The following is a 17,745-nucleotide window of genomic DNA, read 5'->3' as shown; positions in this document are numbered from 1 at the left end:
CAGGCGCGGCGCGTACGGTCGACGCATGCAACTCGCGGTCCACGAATCCGGCGGGGGTGCGCGCACCGCGATCCTCATCCACGGCATCATGTCGGACTCGCGCGCCTGGCATCGCGTCACCGCCGAGCTCGAGGCCCAGGGATTCCGCGTGCTCGCCGTCGACCTCGCCGGCCACGGCCGCAGCCCGCGAGCGCTGCGCTATTCGCCGGCGGCCTGGGCGAGTGACGTCGTCGAGACGCTCGAGCCCCTGCTCGACGGGCCGCCCGACGTCGTCATGGGGCATTCGCTCGGCGGCCTCGTCGCGAGTCTCGTGGCCGACCGGCTCGCTCCGCGGGCCGCGATCTACATCGACCCCGCGTTCTCGTTCCCGAAGGGCGTGAAGGGCTGGGCGTTCAAGGCGTTCTTCGCCATCGCGCCGCGGCCCAGGCGATCGGCACTCGTGCGCATGAACCCGAAGTGGAGCGCCGCCGACGTCGATATCGAACTCGCGACGCTGCGCGACTGGGACAAACGCACGATCCTCGGCTTCACCGACACCCGGCCGCTCGTGCCGCCCGCCCGGCTCGTAGCGCCGACGCTCGTCGTGCTCGCCGAGAAGAGCCTGCTCATCACGGCGAAGGTCGCGCGTCAGCTGCGGCACCAGGGCATGACCGTCGAAACGGTGCAGGGCACCGGGCACACGGTCTTCCGCGACGACCACGCCGGATTCATGGATGCGGTGCTCGGGTGGCTCCGCGACCTCTCGCCGGCGACGCCGGAACCCGTGCCGGTCGGGGCGCGTTCCGCCGCGTAGCGGGAGGCATCCGCTCGCCGCGCTGGGGCGTGGGAGTCAGACCGCGCGCAGCACCGCGACGATCTTGCCGAGCACCTCGGCGTGGTCGCCCACGATCGGCTCGAACGCGCTGTTGCGGGGAAGCAGCCAGGTGTGGCCGTCGCGCTGGCGGAAGACCTTGACGGTGGCCTCGCCGTCGAGCATCGCCGCGACGATCTCGCCGTTCTCGGCGGTGCGCTGCGATCGCACGACGACCCAGTCGCCGTCGCAGATCGCGGCGTCGATCATGGAGTCGCCGGAGACCTTCAGCATGAACAGCTCGCCCTTGCCGACCAGCTGGCGGGGGAGCGGGAAGACCTCGTCGATCTGCTGCTCGGCCGTGATCGGCACACCTGCCGCGATGCGCCCGACGAGGGGAACCATCGCCGCGTCGCCGACCGGCGTGGGATCGGATTGGGTTGTCGGTCGGTCGGTCACGCCCGGCAGTTCGATGAGCACTTCGAGCGCACGCGGGCGGTTGGGATCGCGCCGCAGGTAACCGGCCAGCTCGAGTTGATTGAGCTGGTGGGTCACGCTCGAGAGCGAGGAGAGCCCGACGGCGTCGCCGATCTCGCGCATGCTCGGCGGGTAGCCGCGGCTCGAGACCGAGCGCTGGATCATCTCGAGGATGGCGATCTGCTTCGCGCTCAGACTCTTGCGGCGGCGGGGCCTGCCTGCTGCCTGCACGTCGTCGATGTCGGTGCTCAACGTCTCCGCCCCTCGTAGCGGCCGTGAGGCCGGATGTCGGTGGTGTCTGGTCGACTGTCTTCCAGACATTCGAAACTGTATCCGTCTCGCGTGCGTGCGGCAAACATCTGTTCGAGTGTGTCGGAGATCCGCTTCCGCGGGTTTCCGGAGTTCGATGCTTGCAATGTTCGAAATTCGAATGTATGTTCGGAACAGAGTTTCGCATCCGGTCCTCCCGGCCGAGGGCCGGATGCGACTCCTACAGGAGGTGTGACATGAGCGCAGTGATCGCAACGACCGGCTTCCAGCCCTCGCGGGCTCTTCCGCGCGGCTTCGACCAGACGCAGCAGGCGCAGGCCCCGGCACAGACCACAGTGGTGCGCACCCGTCTTCGCCTGACGCGGCGCGGTCGCGTCGTCTTCACCGGCCTCGCGGCGCTTCCGCTCGTGATCTGGGCGTTCGTGCTCGTGCTCGGCTCAGGTGCCGCCGCGGCCGACGTCGACTCCGCAGGCGCAACCTTCGAATACGTCACCGTCGGCGAGGGTGACTCGCTGTGGGGCATAGCCGAGACGCTCGACCCGAGCGGCGATGTGCGCGAGGTCATCGCCGAGATCGTTCGACTGAACGGCCTCGACGACGCGGTCGTCGAGCCCGGGCAGCGACTCGCACTGCCGCTCGCTCCGTGACTCACCGCTGAAACACGCCCGCGGGCCTCGTTAGGCTTGACGGGTGACGAGTCTCGAAGACCTCCCCATCCGCGACGATCTCCGCGGTCGCACTCCGTACGGAGCGCCGCAGCAGGCCGTGCCGGTCGCGCTCAACGTCAACGAGAACACGCATCCCATTCCCGAGGCCGTGGCGCACGACATCGTCGCCCGCGTGGCCGCGGCCATCATGACGCTCAATCGCTACCCCGACCGCGAGTTCACCGCGCTGCGTCGCTCCCTCGCCGACTACCTCGGCCACGGCCTCGACCCCGATCAGATCTGGGCCGCGAACGGCTCCAACGAGGTGCTGCAGCACATCATGCAGGCCTACGGCGGGCCGGGACGATCGGTGCTGGGTTTCGCGCCGACCTACTCCATGTACGGACTGCTCGCCTCGGGCACCGGCACCGAGTGGATCACGGCCGGCCGTGACGACGATTTCGAACTCAGCCCCGAGACCGCTGTCGCCGCGGTGCGCGAGCACGACCCCGACATCGTGCTGCTCTGCGCCCCGAACAACCCGACCGGCACGCCGCTCTCGATCGAGACGATCGAGGCGGTGTCCGACGCCGCTCGCGGCATCGTCGTCGTCGACGAGGCGTACTTCGAATTCGCCGACCCGGGCACCCCGAGCGCGCTCACGCTGCTCGAGGGTCGGCCGCGACTCCTCGTCTCGCGCACGATGAGCAAGGCCTTCGCGTTCGCCGGCGCCCGCGTCGGCTATCTCGCGGCCGACCCCGCTGCGATCGACGCGCTCCGACTCGTGCGTTTGCCGTACCACCTGTCGGCGCTGACGCAGGCGGCGGCGCTCGGTGCGCTCGCCCACTCCGGCGAGATGCTCGCGATGGTCGACGAGATCCGCGGGCAGCGCGAGCGCATTTCGGACGAGCTGGCCCGGCTCGGTTTCACTCCCTATTGCAGCGGCTCGAACTTCGTGCTCTTCGGCGGCGTCGACGACCCGCACGCCGTGTTCGAACAACTGCTCGCACGCGGCATCCTGATCAGGGAGATCGGCATTCCCGGTCACCTGCGCGTCACGGCGGGCACCGAGGCCGAGACCACCGCCTTCCTCGAAGCGATCGCCGTGTCAGCCCCGAATAGGATTGCCTCATGACCGCATCGAGCCCTTCGCGCACTGCCCGGGTGCAGCGCGAGACGAGCGAATCCAGCATCGACCTCTCGATCGACCTCGACGGCACGGGTTCGAGCGACATCGAGACCGGTGTTCCGTTCTACGACCACCTGCTCACGGCGTTCGCGAAGCACTCGCTCACCGACCTGACCGTGCGCGCGAGCGGCGACCTCGAGATCGACGTGCACCACACGGTCGAAGACGTCGGCATCGTGCTCGGGCAGGCCATCAAGCAGGCGCTCGGCGACAAGCGCGGCATCTCCCGCTACGGCGACGCGCTCGTACCGCTCGACGAGGCGCTCGCGCAGGCGGTCGTCGACATCTCGGGCCGGCCGTTCCTCGTGCACTCGGGCGAGCCCGTCGGCTTCGAATACCACCTCATCGGCGGTCACTTCACGGGTTCGATGGTGCGGCACGTGTTCGAGGCGATCGCCTACAACGCGGCGCTCACCGTGCACGTGACCGTGCTCGGCGGCCGTGACCCGCACCACATCGCCGAAGCGGAGTTCAAGGCGTTCGCGCGCGCGTTCCGCCAGGCCAAGGCGTTCGACCCGCTCGTGTCGGGCGTGCCCTCGACCAAGGGCGCGCTGTGACGCGCAGCCCTCGTGTCGTCGTGCTCGACTACGGTTCGGGCAACGTGCACTCGGCCGCGAAGGCGCTCGAGCACGCGGGCGCCGAAGTCACGGTGACGGCCGACCGCACCGCCGCCCTCGAGGCCGACGGGCTGCTCGTGCCCGGCGTCGGCGCCTTCAAGGCCGTCATGGACCAGCTGCACGCGGTGCGCGGCGGCGAGATCATCGATCGCCGTCTGGCGGGCGGGCGCCCGGTGCTCGGCATCTGCGTGGGCATGCAGGTGCTCTTCGAGCGCGGCGTGGAGCGCGGCGTCGACACCGAGGGCCTCGGCGAATGGCCCGGCACGGTCACCGAGCTGCCGGCCCCGGTGCTGCCGCACATGGGCTGGAACACCGCCGAGGCCGGTGAGGGCTCTGCGCTCTTCGCCGGCATCGAAGAGGAGCGCTTCTACTTCGTGCACTCGTTCGCCGCGCAGCAGTGGCTGCTCGACGTCGAGCCGCCGTTCCCGGCGCCGAAGCTGACGTGGGCCGAGCACGGCGGCCGATTCCTCGCCGCCGTCGAGAACGGCCCGTTGACGGCGACCCAGTTCCACCCCGAGAAGTCGGCCGAGGCGGGCATCCGGCTGCTCGCGAACTGGCTCGGCACCCTCGGCTGAGCCGCTCGAACGTCACGTGCACGCCGCTCCGACGAGGTCGGACTAGGATGCTGTGACTGTGCCGACTCGCAAGGCGCGACCGCGATGACTAGGACAGTGAATGAGTGAATTCAACAAGACCCCCCGCCTCGTGCTGCTTCCGGCGGTGGACGTCGCCGGTGGCAAGGCAGTGCGCCTGACCAAGGGCGAGGCCGGTACCGAGACGAGCTACGGCGACCCCGTCGACGCCGCCGTCGAGTGGGCGGATCAGGGCGCCGAGTGGATCCACCTCGTCGACCTCGACGCCGCGTTCGGACGAGGCTCGAACACGAGCGTGCTGAAGAAGACCATCCGTCAGGTGCGCGGCGTGAACGTCGAGCTCTCGGGCGGCATCCGCGACGACGAGTCGCTCGAGCACGCGCTCGAGATCGGTGCGAAGCGCATCAACCTCGGCACCGCTGCGCTCGAGAACCCCGAGTGGGCCGCCTCCGTCATCGCCCAGTACGGCGAGGCGATCGCCGTCGGGCTCGACGTGCGCGGCACGACGCTCGCCGCTCGCGGCTGGACGAAGGACGGCGGCGACCTGTGGCAGGTCATGGACCGCCTCGAGGAGGCCGGCGCCGCCCGCTACGTCGTCACCGATGTCACGAAGGACGGCACGCTCCAGGGCCCGAACCTCGAACTGCTCCGCCAGGTGATGGAGCGCACGCACCGACCGGTGGTCGCATCGGGTGGCATCTCGAGCCTCGACGACATCGTCGCGCTGCGCGAGCTCGTGCCGCTCGGCCTCGAGGGCACGATCGTCGGCAAGGCGCTGTACGCGGGCGCGTTCACCCTGGTCGAGGCATTGGACGTCGCTTCGCAGTGAGCGCCGATGCGGGTGGGAGCCACGCCGACTCCGCGGGTGTGCCGTGGGCCGGGCGTTCGTTCCAGCCCAACACGCACGCCTCCGACGACGGCCGGGCACCTGAGGCGCTCGTCGCCGCACTCGACGCGTTCCGTTCCGGTGCCGCAGGCCAAGCGCCCGTGGTCGCGGAGTTCGCGCGTTCGCGCCTGCTGATCCCGCTGCTCGCCGATCTCGGCGACGGTGGATCCGAGGTCGGTGCGCACGCCCTCGCGGTCGACAAGAGCCAGGAGCTCTCGATCGTGACGGTCGAGGGCCCCGACGGTCGGAAGGTCCTCCCCGTCTTCTCGTCGGTCGAGGCGGTGTCGCGGTGGAATCCGGTGGCGAGGCCCGTGCCCGCCGACGGTATTCGCGTCGCGCTCGCGGCCGCCGACGACGGCACCGAACTCGTCGTGCTCGACCCGGGTTCGCCGACCGAGTTCGTGCTCCGACGGCCGGCGGTCTGGTCCGTCGCGCAGGGCGCCGAGTGGCAGCCGCCGTTCGAGTCGCCCGCCGTCGGCGAGGCCTTCCGCAATTCGATCGGGCGGGAGCTCGCCGTGCTCGGCGTCACGCTGTTCACGGGCGACCCGACCGCGCGCCTCCTCGGCCCTGAGCTCATCGTGCGCCTCGAACTCGTCGCGGGCCTGAGCCGGGAAGAGCTCGACGCCATCACGGCGAGGCTCGCGCGCCGCTGGGCAGCCGACGACGTCATCGCGACCTCGGTGGATTCGCTGACGGTCAAGCTGGTGGGCGCGCCCGCGAGCTGAGCCGTTGACCGCGTCGGCGAACCGGCGCACAATCGGTGGTGTGCGCGCGGCGCACGGAATCCAGGTGCGCCATGACTGATGCGAACACGACGAGCGGCAGCGTCGTCGACGACGACCGGGCAGCGGATGCCTCGTACGACGCGATCATCGAGGCATCCGCTCGCCATGCGCGCGCGTGGCTGTCGGGCGTCGGCGAACGGCCGATCCCACCGCAGGCGAGCGCTGACGAGATCAAGGACCGTCTCGGGCGCGAACTGCCGGCGGAGGGAGAGCCCGACCTCGAGGTCATCGCCCGTCTCGCCGAAGGGGCGGAGCCCGGGCTCATCGCGATCGGCTCGCCGCGCTTCTACGGCTGGGTCATCGGCGGCACGCAGCCGGTCGCCCTCGGCGCCGACTGGCTCGTTTCGGCGTGGGACCAGAACACCGGGCTCCGCGCGATCACGCCGGGCGCCGTCGCCGTCGAGGAACTCGCCGCCGAATGGCTCCTCGACCTCCTCGGCCTGCCGCCGCAGAGCGACGTCGGCTTCACGACAGGCGCCACGATGGCGCAGTTCTCGTGCATGGCCGCGGCGCGCAACGAGGTGCTGCGCCGGGCCGGATGGGACGTCGAGGCCAGAGGGCTCGCCGGCGGGCCGGCGATCCGGTTCATCGCGGGCGAGGAGCGCCACGGCACCATGGATCTCGCAGCCAGGTACCTGGGACTCGGCGCGCCGATCACGGTGCCCTCCGATGGGCAGGGCCGCATCCGCGTCGATGAGTTGGCCAGGGTGCTCGCCGATGGCGAGGGGCCGGCGATCGTCGCGCTGCAGGCCGGCAACATCCACTCCGGTGGGTTCGACGACTTCGCGGGAGCGATCGAGGCCGCGCACGCGGCGGGCGCGTGGGTGCACGTCGACGGCGCGTTCGGGCTCTGGGCGGCCGCGTCGCCGTCGCTCCGCCATCTCACCACGGGGTACGAGGCCGCGGACTCGTGGTCGACCGATGCCCACAAGACGCTCAACGTGCCCTACGACTGCGGCATCGCGATCGTGCGCGACCCGGCCGCGATGCGGCGTGCGCTCGGCATGCACGCGAGTTACCTGCAGGCGACCGAGGTCGGCGCCGACCCGCACGAGAAGGCGCCCGAGCTCTCGCGCCGGGCCCGCGGCGTGCCGACCTGGGCAGTGCTCCGTTCGCTCGGACGCGAGGGCGTCGCGCAACTCGTCGACGGCCTCGCCGAGGCGGCGCGCGGCATCGCCGACGGCGTGGGCGCGCTTCCGGGCGTCGAAGTGCTGAACGACATCGTCTTCACCCAGGTCTGCATCGCGCTCGACACCGACGAGGCGACCGAGGCGCTGAGCGAACGCCTCTGGAACGAGGGCGAGGTGCTCGCCATGACGTCGCGCTGGCAGGGCCGGGCCGTCGTGCGCTTCTCGGTGAGCAATTGGCGAACGGATGCCGCGGAGGTGCGCCGCACGGTCGACGCCGTCGCCCGTGCGCTGTCAGCGGCATCCGCTTGAATGGAGACATGACTCCGGCGCTCGACGCGTTCTCGCCCGCGACCAGGGCGTGGTTCACCGAGTCCTTCAGCGCCCCCACCACCGTGCAGAACGGCGCGTGGCAGGCCATCTCGCGCGGCGAGCACTCGCTCGTCGTCGCCCCGACCGGTTCGGGCAAGACCCTCGCGGCGTTCCTCTGGGCGATCGACCGGTTGCATCACGAGGGCGCCGATGCCGAGTCGACGGGCACGCGCGTCATCTACCTCTCACCGCTGAAGGCCCTCGGCGTCGACGTCGAGCGCAACCTCCGGGCGCCCCTCGTCGGCATCGCCCGCACCGCTGCGGCGCACGGCATCGAGGTGCCCGAGGTCTCGGTCGGGGTGCGCTCGGGTGACACTCCTCCCGGCGAACGGCGACGGCTCGTCACGCATCCGCCCGAGATCCTCATCACGACACCCGAGTCGCTCTTTCTCATGCTCACTTCGGCGGCGCGCGAGACGCTCCGCGGAGTGCAGACGGTGATCGTCGACGAGATCCACGCGCTCGCCGGCACGAAGCGAGGCTCGCACCTCGCGCTCTCGCTCGAGCGGCTCGACGAGCTGACGGCCGCGCCCGTGCAGCGCATCGGGCTCTCGGCGACCGTGCGGCCCCATGAAGAGGTGGCGCGGTTCCTCGGCGGCACCAGGGCGGTGACGATCGTGGCGCCGGCCTCGGGCAAGAAGTTCGACCTGCGGGTGACGGTACCCGTCGACGACCTCTCCGACCTCGCCGGCGAGACGAGCGCTGGCTCGGTGTGGCCGCATGTCGAAGAGGCCATCCTCGACGAGGTGCTCGCGCACCGCTCGACGATCGTCTTCGCGAACTCCCGGCGCCTCGCCGAGCGGCTCACGGCACGGCTCAACGAACTCTGGGCCGAACGCACGGCGGTGCTGGACGATGCATCCCTCGACTCCGCGGTGGTGCCGGCGACAGCGGCCGTGGGAGCGCCGGCAGCGAGACGAGCGCCGGCAGAGGCCGTCGGCGCCTCGGGCGTCACCGGCGGGGCGCCTCCCGTGATCGCGCGGTCGCACCACGGTTCGGTGAGCAAAGAGGAGCGCGCCCTCGTCGAAGACGACCTCAAGTCGGGCCGCCTTCGCTGCGTCGTGGCGACGTCGAGCCTCGAACTCGGCATCGACATGGGCGCCGTCGACCTCGTCATGCAGGTCGAGTCGCCGCCCTCGGTCGCGAGCGGCCTGCAGCGGCTCGGCCGCGCCGGGCACCAGGTGGGCGAGGTCTCGAAGGGCCTCATCTTCCCGAAGCACCGCGCCGACGTGCTGCACTCCGCCGTCGTCGCCGAGCGCATGATCGGCGGGGCGATCGAAGAGCTCCGAATCCCCGCGAACCCGCTCGACGTGCTCGCCCAGCAGACGATCGCGGCGACCGCGCTCGACGAGTGGGACGTCGAGGCGTGGTTCGAGCTCGTACGCCGCGCCGCGCCCTATGCCGCGTTGCCCCGCTCGGCGTTCGACGCCACACTCGACCTGCTTGCGGGGCGCTACCCCTCCGACCGGTTCGGCGAGCTGCGCGCCCGCATCGTCTGGGACCGCGACGCCGGCACGATCGTCGGACGGCGGGGCGCCCAGCGCTTGGCGGTCACGAGCGGTGGCACGATCCCCGACCGGGGCCTGTTCGGCGTGTTCATGATCGGCGAGGCCGGGCCTGGCCGCCGTGTCGGCGAGCTCGACGAAGAGATGGTCTACGAGTCGCGGGTCGGCGACGTCTTCGCCCTCGGAGCCACGAGCTGGCGCATTCAAGAGATCACGCATGACCGGGTGCTCGTCGCGCCGGCGTTCGGCGAGCCCGGGCGCCTGCCCTTCTGGAAGGGCGACGGCATCGGGCGCCCGGCCGAACTCGGGGCGGCGATCGGCGGATTCATCGCCGAACTGTCGGGCGCACCGGCATCCGATGCCCTCGCTCGCAGCCGTGCCGCAGGGCTCGACGAGCGCGCCGCCGCGAACCTCGTGAAGTTCATCGACGACCAGCGTGCGGCGACCCGGGTCGTGCCCGATGCGACGAACCTCGTCGTCGAGCGGTTCCGCGACGAGCTCGGCGACTGGCGCATCGTGCTGCACTCGCCCTATGGCATGCGCGTGCACGCGCCATGGGCGCTCGCCATCGGCGCGCGCGTGCGGGAGCAGAGCGGGGTCGACTCCAATGCCGTGGCGAGCGACGACGGCATCGTGCTGCGCATGCCTGACACGGGCGACGACCCGCCCGGCGCCGAGCTCTTCGCGTTCGAACCCGCCGAGCTCGCCGAGCTCGTCACGGCGAACGTCGGCGGCTCGGCACTGTTCGCGGCCAGGTTCCGCGAGTGCGCGGCGCGAGCCCTCATCCTGCCGCGATCGAACCCGGGCAAGCGCTCGCCGCTCTGGCAGCAACGTCAGCGCGCCTCGCAGCTGCTCGAGGTCGCCCGCGACTTCCCCGAGTTCCCCATCGTGCTCGAGGCGGTGCGCGAGTGCCTGCAAGACGTCTACGACCTGCCGGCGCTGACCCGGCTCGCCGAGCGCATCGAGCGGCGCGAGCTGCGGTTCGTCGACGTCACGACCGAGTCGCCGAGCCCGTTCGCGTCGAGCCTGCTCTTCGGCTACGTCGGCGCCTTCATGTACGAGGGCGACGCCCCGCTCGCCGAGCGGCGGGCAGCGGCGCTCTCGCTCGACCCGGCGCTGCTCGCCGAGCTGCTCGGCACGGTCGAGCTGCGGGAACTCCTCGACCCCGAGGTGGTCGACGAGGTCGAGCAGATGCTCCAGCGACTCCATCCCGATCGCCGCGCACGCGGCGAAGAGGGCGTGGCCGACCTGCTCGGCGACCTCGGTCCGCTCACCGCCGACGAGGTCGCGGCGAGGGTCGACGACGAGACGGATGCTGCGGCGGCTCTTGCCGCCCTCGTCGCTGCGCGTCGTGCGGCACCCGTGAGCTTCGCGGGCGAGTCGTGGTTCGTCGCCGTCGAAGACGTCAGCAGGCTGCGCGACGCACTCGGCGTGCCGATCCCGCCCGGTCTCCCCGAAGCGTTCGGCGAGGGGGTGCGCGACCCGCTCGGCGATCTCGTCGCCCGGTATGCGCGCACCCACGGCCCGTTCACGGCCACGGCGGTGGCGGCGCGGTTCGGCATCGGCCAGGCTGTGGCATCCGCTGCGCTCGCGAGGCTCGGCGGGGAGCGCCGAGTCGTCGAGGGCGAGTTCCTGCCGCACGGGTCGGGCCTGGAATGGTGCGACAGCGGAGTGCTCCGCCGCATCCGGCGTCGCTCGCTCGCGGTGCTGCGCAACGAGGTCGAACCGGTCGAGCCGCGTGAGTTCGCCCGGTTCCTGCCGGCCTGGCAGCACGTGGGCGGCAAGTTGAGCGGGGTCGACGGCGTTGCCGCGGTGATCGAGCAGCTCGAGGGCGCGCGCATCCCCGCCTCGGCGTGGGAGGCGTACGTGCTTCCCGCCAGGGTCACCGACTACCGGCCGGGCATGCTCGACGAGCTGACAGCGTCGGGCGAGGTGCTGTGGGCCGGCACCGGATCGCTCGGCGGCGACGACGGGTGGATCAGCCTGCACCTCGCCGAGACGGCCGAGCTCACGTTGCCCCCGCCTGCCGCCGCAGCCCTCGATCCGCTCGAATCCGAACTCATCGCGGTGCTCGGCGGTGGCGGCGGCTTCTTCTTCCGGCAGTTGGCCGAGGCTGTCGGCTCCGAAGACGACCGCGCGCTCGCCGATGCACTCTGGCGTCTCGTCTGGGCGGGCCTCGTGACCAACGACACCTTCGCGCCTGTGCGCGGCCTGCTCGCGGGCGGGGGAGCCCACAAGACCACGGCGCCGACGCCTCGGGCCCGGCTGCGAGCCGGTTCGCTCTCCCGACGCTCGCTCGCCGCGACCGTGCAGGCCGGTCGCACGGCCGCGGCCAGGGCGAACCCGCCGCGGGCCGCGGGGCGCTGGTCGGTGCTGCCGCTCGCGAGCGCCGCCGCCACGCCACGGGCGCACGCACTCGGCGAGGCGTTGCTCGAGCGCTACGGCATCGTGACCCGGGGTTCCGTCATGGCCGAGGCGCACGTCGGCGGGTTCGCGCTCGCGTATCGCACGCTGTCGGGCTTCGAGGACTCGGGCCGGGTTCGTCGCGGCTACTTCATCGACGGCCAGGGCGGGGCCCAGTTCGCGACCGGGGCGGCCGTCGACCGTCTTCGCGCGGCGCCGAAGGGCGACGCGGTCGCGCTCGCGGCCACCGACCCGGCCAATCCGTTCGGGGCCGCGCTCGACTGGCCCGAGCTCCCGGGCGACGGTGCGCATCGCCCCGGTCGCAAGGCCGGCGCCTTCGTCGCGATCGTCGACGGCGAGGCGGTGCTCTACCTCGAACGCGGCGGGCGCACGACCCTCGTCTTCAGCGACGACGAGACGGCGCTCGCCGCCGCGACGTCGGCCCTCGCCACCGCGCTCATCCGCGGGCGCACCGAACGACTCCGCGTCGAGACCGTCAACGGCGATGCGGTGTTCGGCTCGGTGCTCGACCGCGCGCTTCGCGCAGCCGGGTTCCGCGAGACGCCGAGGGGGCTCCGCTTCGATGCCCGCGGGTGACGCCAGGGGGCTCGATGCCAGAGGGTGACACCGTCTACCGGGCCGCTCTCCGGCTCGACGCCGCGCTCGCTGGTCGAGCGGTGACGCGCTCCGACTTCCGGGTGCCCGCGCTCGCCGAGCTCGATCTGGCGGGCGAGCCGGTGCACTCCGTCGCGAGCCGCGGCAAGCACCTCCTGATGCGCATCGGCGACGTCGTCGTGCACTCGCACCTGAAGATGGAGGGGGAGTGGCGCGTGTTCCGCCCCGGCGAACCATGGCGACGGCCTGCCTGGCAGGCGCGCGCGATCATCGAGGTTCCGGATGCCACGGCGGTCGGCTTCGACCTCGGCACCCTCGAGCTGTTCGGTGCCGGTGAAGAGGCCGAGCGGCTCGCCTACCTCGGCCCCGACCTGCTCGGGCCCGACTGGGACGCGGGCGAGGCGGTGCGCCGGCTCGCGAGCGCGCCCGAGACGCCCGTGGCGGTGGCACTCGCCGAGCAGCGCAATCTCGCGGGGCTCGGCAACGTCTACGTGAACGAGCTGTGCTTCCTCCGGGGCGTCGTGCCGGCCCGCCCGGTCGGCGAGGTCGAACTCGTTCCCTTGGTGGCGCTCGCGAGTCGCGTCATCCGCGCCAATCGCGATCGTGCGGTGCGCACGACGACCGGCGACACGCATCGGGGCCGGCAGCTCTGGGTCTACGGCCGCGGCGGCGAGCCCTGCCGGCGCTGTGGCACGCTCATCGAGCATGGTCGCCTCGGGCGCACCGAACTCGAGCTGCGCGAGACCTGGTGGTGCCCGAACTGCCAGCGTTAGCGAGCAGTCGGCTCAGGTCGCCAGTCCATCCACGTCGTGCTCAGGCCGCTCAGGGCGCCTGCGCCACTCAGCGGGTGCGGTGCCGGTCAGCTGACCGGGCCGGTCCACTTCTCGCCCGGGCCCTTGCCGATGGGGTCGGGAATGACGGATGCTTCGCGGAACGCGAGCTGCAGTGAACGCAGTCCGTCGCGCAGCGAACGCGCGTGCATGTCGCTGATCTCGGGTGCACCGGCCGTGATGAGTCCCGCGAGGGCGTTGATGAGCTTGCGCGCCTCGTCGAGGTCGATCTGCTCATCGGGGTCTTCGGCCAGCCCGACCTTCACGGCGGCGGCGCTCATGAGGTGCACGGCGGCGGTCGTGATGATCTCGACTGCGGGGACCTCGGCGATGTCGCGGGTGGCGCCCTCGACCGTGGTCTCGTCTGAACTACTGTTCACGGATTTCCTCTGCTAGACTACTTCGGGCTCCGGGGCTTCACCCCGGTACGAAAGTGGAGATTCTCCCACCCGCGCATACCGCTTCATCAAGGTTACCGGGTCATTGCACTCCGCTCCCACGTCGCAAGACGGGGGAGTAGGTAGGGTGCCGCATGAAAAGTACGGTGGGATTCCGTGCACGCATGCGCGAATTTCTCCTTTCGTCGTCGGGCGGCAACCGCCTCCCGACCGAGCGAAACAGCTTGAGTAGAGGAGAACACGCATCAGCGATCCCCGTACAAACGACCGTATCCGCGTCCCCGAGGTTCGACTCGTGGGGCCTGCCGGAGAGCAGGTCGGCGTCGTGAAGATCGAAGTGGCCCTGCGGCTCGCGCAGGAGGCCGACCTCGATCTCGTCGAGGTCGCTCCGAACTCGAAGCCGCCGGTCGCGAAGATCATGGACTACGGCAAGTTCAAGTACGAGGCTGCGCAGAAGGCGAAAGAGGCCCGGCGCAACCAGGCGAACACCATCCTCAAAGAGGTTCGGTTCCGTCTCAAGATCGACAAGCACGACTACGAGACCAAGATGAAGCGCGCCATCGGCTTCCTCAAGGCCGGCGACAAGGTCAAGGCGATGATCCTCTTCCGCGGTCGCGAGCAGTCGCGCCCCGAGATGGGTGTTCGCCTGCTCCAGCGCTTCGCAGAAGACGTGGCCGAGTTCGGCACCGTCGAGCACAACCCGACGATCGATGGCCGCAACATGGTCATGGTGATCGGTCCCCTCAAGAACAAGGCCGAGGCCAAGGCCGAAGCCAATGCACAGCGTGCTGCAGCGAAGGCGCGACCGGCGGTTGACGCCCCGGCCGACGGCGACGCGCAGACGGCCGAGCCCATCGAGGGCTGAGCCAAACATCCCCGTCCGTCACTCGCGTGACGGCAGAACCAAGGAGAAATACGAGATGCCGAAGCAGAAGACCCACTCCGGGTCCAAGAAGCGCTTCAAGATCACCGGCAGCGGCAAGATCAAGAAGCAGCAGGCCGGTATGCGCCACAACCTCGAGGTCAAGTCCTCGAAGCGCAAGGCCCGTCTGAACCAGGACAAGGTCGTGTCGGCCCCCGACGCCAAGGTCATCAAGAAGCTTCTCGGCCACTGAGCCGCGAGACCCTTAAGGAAGAAACAGAGTCATGGCAAGAGTGAAGCGGGCGGTCAACGCCCACAAGAAGCGCCGGGTCATTCTCGAGCGCGCCAGCGGTTACCGCGGCCAGCGTTCGCGTCTCTACCGCAAGGCCAAGGAGCAGGTCACCCACTCCCTCGTCTACGCGTACCGCGACCGCCGCCAGAAGAAGGGTGACTTCCGTCGCCTCTGGATCCAGCGCATCAACGCCGCGTCGCGTGCGAACGGCCTCACTTACAACCGCCTGATCCAGGGCCTCGGCCTTGCCGGCATCCAGGTCGACCGTCGTATCCTCGCCGACCTCGCGGTCAACGAGCCCGCGACGTTCGCCGCGCTGGTCGAGTCGGCCCGTCAGGCGCTCCCGGCCGACACCTCGGCCCCGAAGACCGCCGCGTAAGCAGCGACTTCAGCCTCGAACGGCCCGGCACCCCCTGCTGCACAGCAGGGCGTGCCGGGCCGTTCCGCATTCCGCCAATAGAATTGGAGGCATGCTCGAGAATCCCCGATCGCCGCGCGTGCGCGCAGTAGCGAAGCTCGCCCGCAAGGCAGCACGTGTCGAGAGCGGCATGTTCCTGCTCGAGGGCCCCCAGGCGGTCGCCGAGGCGCTCACCTTCCGGTCCGAACTCGTCGATGAGCTCTTCGCCACGCCGAGCGCGCTCGAGCGGCACCCCGAGATCGCGGAGGCTGCGGCGTCGTCAGACGTCGAGATCGAGTTCGTCACCGAAGAGGTGCTCGACTCGATGGCCGACACCGTGACCCCGCAGGGCTTCGTGGCGATCTGCCGCCAGTTCCCGACCGCCGTGAAGGACGTGTTCGCGGCGAAGCCGAAGCTCGTCGCCATCCTCGAAGAGGTGCGCGATCCCGGCAACGCCGGCACGATCGTGCGCGCAGCCGACGCCGCAGGCGCCGACGCCGTCATCTTCACGGGTCGCACCGTCGATCTCTACAACCCGAAGGTCGTCCGCTCCTCGACGGGCTCGATCTTCCACCTCCCCGTCGCCATCGGCGCCGAGCTCGCCGACGTGCTCGTGCGGGCACGGGCCGCGGGACTCACCGTGCTCGCCGCCGACGTCAAGGGCGACGACCTGCTCTCCGCCCGCAACGACGGCGTGCTCGCCGGACCTACCGCCTGGGTGTTCGGCAACGAGGCTCGAGGCCTGCCCGACGAGCAGCTCGAGCTCGCCGATCGCGTGGTCACCGTGCCGATCTACGGGCACGCCGAGTCGATGAACCTGGCGACCGCGGCATCCGTCTGCCTGTATGAGAGCGCCTTCGCTCAGCGCAGCGCTGATCACGGTTAGATAACCAACGCCCGGCGGCTTGTCGCGGCACCGCCGCTGGCCGTAGCTTTGGGGACATGGAGCCCACGCAGCCTGCCCCGCCGACCTCCAACATCTCGGTGCGTCGCGGTGAGCCGCTCGTCGTCGTCGACCATGTCGACAAGCACTTCGGCGAACTGCACGTGCTCAACGACATCAACACGGTCGTGAACCGCGGCGAGGTCGTCGTCGTGATCGGTCCGAGCGGTTCGGGCAAGTCGACGCTCTGCCGTGCGATCAACCGTCTCGAGACCATCGACTCGGGTTCGATCGCGATCGACGGCGTGAAGCTGCCCGAAGAGGGTGCGGCGCTCGCGAAGCTGCGCGCCGACGTCGGCATGGTCTTCCAGTCGTTCAACCTCTTCGCGCACAAGACGGTGCTCGAGAACGTCACCCTCGCGCCGATCAAGGTCAAGCGGATGTCGCGGAAGGACGCCGAGGCCGAGGCGATGAAGCTCCTTGAGCGCGTGGGCGTTGCGAACCAGGCGAAGAAGCTCCCGGCCCAGCTCTCGGGCGGTCAGCAGCAGCGCGTCGCGATCGCCCGTTCGCTCGCGATGAACCCGAAGCTCATCCTCATGGACGAGCCGACGAGCGCGCTCGACCCCGAGATGATCAACGAGGTGCTCGACGTCATGATCGGCCTGGCCAAAGACGGCATGACCATGATCGTCGTCACGCACGAGATGGGCTTCGCCCGGAAGGCCGCCGATCGGGTGCTCTTCATGGCCGACGGCAAGATCGTCGAGGAGGCGACGCCCGCGGAGTTCTTCGACAACCCCCAGTCCGAGCGTGCGAAGGACTTCCTCTCGAAGATCCTCGAGCACTAGACCTGCGTCGTCACAAGCGACGAGGAACCATCACACAGGAGAAGAGGCAGAGACATGAAACGCATGAGAATCGCACTCGTCGCAGCAGCTGCGGTGTCGGCGCTCGCGCTTGCCGGCTGCGCCGGCGGCGGCGGAGAAGCCACCGAGGAGCCGACGGCCGAGCCTGCGCCGACGTTCGCGGCCGGCAGCACCATGGAGAAGCTGTCCGAGGCCGGCGCGATCACCATCGGAACGAAGTTCGACCAGCCCCTCTTCGGCCTCAAGGGCCCGTCGGGTGACCCCGAGGGCTTCGACGTCGAGATCGGCAAGATCATCGCGAGCGAGCTCGGCATCGATGAAGACGGCATCACGTGGACCGAGACCGTTTCGGCCAACCGCGAGCCGTTCATCGAGAACGGCCAGGTCGACATCGTCGTGGCGACGTACACGATCAACGACAAGCGCAAGGAGGTCGTCTCCTTCGCCGGGCCGTACTACATGGCCGGTCAGTCGATCCTCGTGCTCGCCGACAACGACGACATCGAGTCCGAAGAAGACCTCGTCGGCCAGCCCGTCTGCTCCGTCACGGGCTCGACGCCCGCGGCGAACCTGAAGGAGCTCGGCGCCGAGGTCATCGAGACCGACACGTACAGCAACTGCCTCGAGCCGCTTCGCAGCGGTCAGGTCGTCGCCGTCTCGACCGACAACGTGATCCTCGCGGGTCTCGCTGCGCAGAACGAGGGCGAGTTCAAGGTCGTCGGCAAGCCCTTCACCGAGGAGCCGTACGGCATCGGCCTCGCGCTCGAGGACACCGAGTTCCGCGACTGGATCAACGACGTGCTCGAAGAGGCCTTCGAAGACGGCCGCTACGAGGAGGCGTGGAACTCCACCGCCGGAGCCGTGCTGCCGTTCGTCGAGCCGCCGGCAGTCGACCGCTACTGATCGGCACGCGTCCCGGGCGGAAACGCCCGGGACGCGTT

18 protein-coding genes are annotated in these 17,745 nt (G+C 70.3%); 16 read left to right on the top strand and 2 right to left on the bottom strand.

Translation table 11 applies throughout. From position 1 onward, the window contains the following. Window positions 1-25 precede the first annotated feature (25 nt). Window positions 26-793 carry an alpha/beta fold hydrolase gene (locus VPH61_RS10465; RefSeq protein WP_332063438.1) on the top strand — a complete coding sequence of 256 codons (768 nt, stop codon included), beginning with the start codon at window positions 26-28 and terminating at the stop codon, window positions 791-793. A gap of 36 nt (window positions 794-829) precedes the next feature. Here VPH61_RS10465 and lexA read toward each other — a convergent pair whose 3' ends face one another. Then, window positions 830-1,507: a transcriptional repressor LexA gene (gene lexA, locus VPH61_RS10460; protein WP_332063746.1), complete on the bottom strand. Its 678-nt coding sequence runs from the start codon at window positions 1,505-1,507 to the stop codon at window positions 830-832. A gap of 266 nt (window positions 1,508-1,773) precedes the next feature. Here lexA and VPH61_RS10455 point away from each other — a divergent pair, with 266 nt between their 5' ends. From VPH61_RS10455 to VPH61_RS10415, 9 genes are all read left to right on the top strand, one after another. Then, window positions 1,774-2,184, top strand: a complete 411-nt coding sequence (locus tag VPH61_RS10455) for a LysM peptidoglycan-binding domain-containing protein (protein WP_332063437.1) — start codon at window positions 1,774-1,776, stop codon at window positions 2,182-2,184. 43 nt (window positions 2,185-2,227) lie between these two features. Further along, window positions 2,228-3,319 (top strand): histidinol-phosphate transaminase, encoded by a 1,092-nt coding sequence (locus VPH61_RS10450; protein ID WP_332063436.1) that lies wholly within the window; start codon window positions 2,228-2,230, stop codon window positions 3,317-3,319. Further along, complete coding sequence (hisB, locus tag VPH61_RS10445) at window positions 3,316-3,930, top strand: imidazoleglycerol-phosphate dehydratase HisB (RefSeq protein ID WP_332063435.1); 615 nt, start codon at window positions 3,316-3,318, stop codon at window positions 3,928-3,930. The genes VPH61_RS10450 and hisB overlap by 4 nt, the downstream gene beginning before the upstream one ends. Then, window positions 3,927-4,565, top strand: a complete 639-nt coding sequence (gene hisH, locus VPH61_RS10440) for an imidazole glycerol phosphate synthase subunit HisH (RefSeq protein ID WP_332063434.1) — start codon at window positions 3,927-3,929, stop codon at window positions 4,563-4,565. The genes hisB and hisH overlap by 4 nt, the downstream gene beginning before the upstream one ends. 100 nt (window positions 4,566-4,665) lie before the next feature. Further along, window positions 4,666-5,412 carry a bifunctional 1-(5-phosphoribosyl)-5-((5-phosphoribosylamino)methylideneamino)imidazole-4-carboxamide isomerase/phosphoribosylanthranilate isomerase PriA gene (gene priA / locus VPH61_RS10435; protein WP_332063433.1) on the top strand — a complete coding sequence of 249 codons (747 nt, stop codon included), beginning with the start codon at window positions 4,666-4,668 and terminating at the stop codon, window positions 5,410-5,412. Continuing rightward, on the top strand, window positions 5,409-6,194 hold the full coding sequence (locus VPH61_RS10430; protein ID WP_332063432.1) for an SseB family protein: 786 nt from the start codon (window positions 5,409-5,411) through the stop codon (window positions 6,192-6,194). The genes priA and VPH61_RS10430 overlap by 4 nt, the downstream gene beginning before the upstream one ends. A 71-nt stretch (window positions 6,195-6,265) precedes the next feature. Continuing rightward, a complete protein-coding gene (locus tag VPH61_RS10425; RefSeq protein ID WP_332063431.1) occupies window positions 6,266-7,693 on the top strand; it encodes a pyridoxal phosphate-dependent decarboxylase family protein in 1,428 nt (475 codons plus the stop codon). 8 nt (window positions 7,694-7,701) lie between these two features. After that, entirely contained in the window at window positions 7,702-12,258 is a 4,557-nt protein-coding gene (locus VPH61_RS10420; protein ID WP_332063430.1) for an ATP-dependent helicase, read from the top strand. 14 nt (window positions 12,259-12,272) lie between these two features. Continuing rightward, window positions 12,273-13,049 (top strand): DNA-formamidopyrimidine glycosylase family protein, encoded by a 777-nt coding sequence (locus VPH61_RS10415; protein WP_332063429.1) that lies wholly within the window; start codon window positions 12,273-12,275, stop codon window positions 13,047-13,049. Between the two features lie 86 nt (window positions 13,050-13,135). On the opposite strand, the gene VPH61_RS10410 is transcribed toward VPH61_RS10415, so the two are convergent. After that, a complete protein-coding gene (locus VPH61_RS10410; protein ID WP_204459730.1) occupies window positions 13,136-13,486 on the bottom strand; it encodes a DUF1844 domain-containing protein in 351 nt (116 codons plus the stop codon). Window positions 13,487-13,748: 262 nt separating this feature from the next. Here VPH61_RS10410 and infC point away from each other — a divergent pair, with 262 nt between their 5' ends. From infC to VPH61_RS10380, 6 genes are all read left to right on the top strand, one after another. Continuing rightward, on the top strand, window positions 13,749-14,369 hold the full coding sequence (infC, locus tag VPH61_RS10405; protein ID WP_332063745.1) for a translation initiation factor IF-3: 621 nt from the start codon (window positions 13,749-13,751) through the stop codon (window positions 14,367-14,369). 55 nt (window positions 14,370-14,424) lie between these two features. Then, on the top strand, window positions 14,425-14,619 hold the full coding sequence (rpmI, locus tag VPH61_RS10400; protein ID WP_056657888.1) for a 50S ribosomal protein L35: 195 nt from the start codon (window positions 14,425-14,427) through the stop codon (window positions 14,617-14,619). Between the two features lie 31 nt (window positions 14,620-14,650). Beyond that, window positions 14,651-15,037, top strand: a complete 387-nt coding sequence (rplT, locus tag VPH61_RS10395; RefSeq protein ID WP_332063428.1) for a 50S ribosomal protein L20 — start codon at window positions 14,651-14,653, stop codon at window positions 15,035-15,037. Window positions 15,038-15,128: 91 nt separating this feature from the next. Then, a complete protein-coding gene (locus VPH61_RS10390; protein ID WP_332063427.1) occupies window positions 15,129-15,941 on the top strand; it encodes a TrmH family RNA methyltransferase in 813 nt (270 codons plus the stop codon). Between the two features lie 56 nt (window positions 15,942-15,997). Continuing rightward, window positions 15,998-16,786, top strand: coding sequence for an amino acid ABC transporter ATP-binding protein (locus tag VPH61_RS10385; RefSeq protein WP_332063426.1), 789 nt, complete (start codon window positions 15,998-16,000; stop codon window positions 16,784-16,786). Window positions 16,787-16,840: 54 nt separating this feature from the next. Then, complete coding sequence (locus VPH61_RS10380; RefSeq protein WP_332063425.1) at window positions 16,841-17,707, top strand: glutamate ABC transporter substrate-binding protein; 867 nt, start codon at window positions 16,841-16,843, stop codon at window positions 17,705-17,707. Window positions 17,708-17,745: the final 38 nt, after the last annotated feature.

Source organism: Agromyces sp. CCNWLW203 (genome assembly GCF_036576125.1).
GTDB lineage: Bacteria > Actinomycetota > Actinomycetes > Actinomycetales > Microbacteriaceae > Agromyces.
The sequence above is the reverse complement of the archived record's forward strand: the minus strand, read 5'-3'. Positions and strand labels throughout refer to the sequence as shown.

What these genes read in the sequence shown, in the direction of transcription:
- VPH61_RS10425 (WP_332063431.1), top strand. Translation starts at nt 6,266, where the DNA reads ATGACTGATGCGAACACGACGAGCGGCAGCGTCGTCGACGACGACCGG.
- rpmI (WP_056657888.1), top strand. Translation starts at nt 14,425, where the DNA reads ATGCCGAAGCAGAAGACCCACTCCGGGTCCAAGAAGCGCTTCAAGATC.
- VPH61_RS10390 (WP_332063427.1), top strand. Translation starts at nt 15,129, where the DNA reads ATGCTCGAGAATCCCCGATCGCCGCGCGTGCGCGCAGTAGCGAAGCTC.
- VPH61_RS10380 (WP_332063425.1), top strand. Translation starts at nt 16,841, where the DNA reads ATGAAACGCATGAGAATCGCACTCGTCGCAGCAGCTGCGGTGTCGGCG.
- VPH61_RS10465 (WP_332063438.1), top strand. Translation starts at nt 26, where the DNA reads ATGCAACTCGCGGTCCACGAATCCGGCGGGGGTGCGCGCACCGCGATC.
- VPH61_RS10385 (WP_332063426.1), top strand. Translation starts at nt 15,998, where the DNA reads ATGGAGCCCACGCAGCCTGCCCCGCCGACCTCCAACATCTCGGTGCGT.
- VPH61_RS10420 (WP_332063430.1), top strand. Translation starts at nt 7,702, where the DNA reads ATGACTCCGGCGCTCGACGCGTTCTCGCCCGCGACCAGGGCGTGGTTC.
- priA (WP_332063433.1), top strand. Translation starts at nt 4,666, where the DNA reads ATGAGTGAATTCAACAAGACCCCCCGCCTCGTGCTGCTTCCGGCGGTG.
- VPH61_RS10455 (WP_332063437.1), top strand. Translation starts at nt 1,774, where the DNA reads ATGAGCGCAGTGATCGCAACGACCGGCTTCCAGCCCTCGCGGGCTCTT.
- VPH61_RS10415 (WP_332063429.1), top strand. Translation starts at nt 12,273, where the DNA reads ATGCCAGAGGGTGACACCGTCTACCGGGCCGCTCTCCGGCTCGACGCC.
- hisB (WP_332063435.1), top strand. Translation starts at nt 3,316, where the DNA reads ATGACCGCATCGAGCCCTTCGCGCACTGCCCGGGTGCAGCGCGAGACG.
- rplT (WP_332063428.1), top strand. Translation starts at nt 14,651, where the DNA reads ATGGCAAGAGTGAAGCGGGCGGTCAACGCCCACAAGAAGCGCCGGGTC.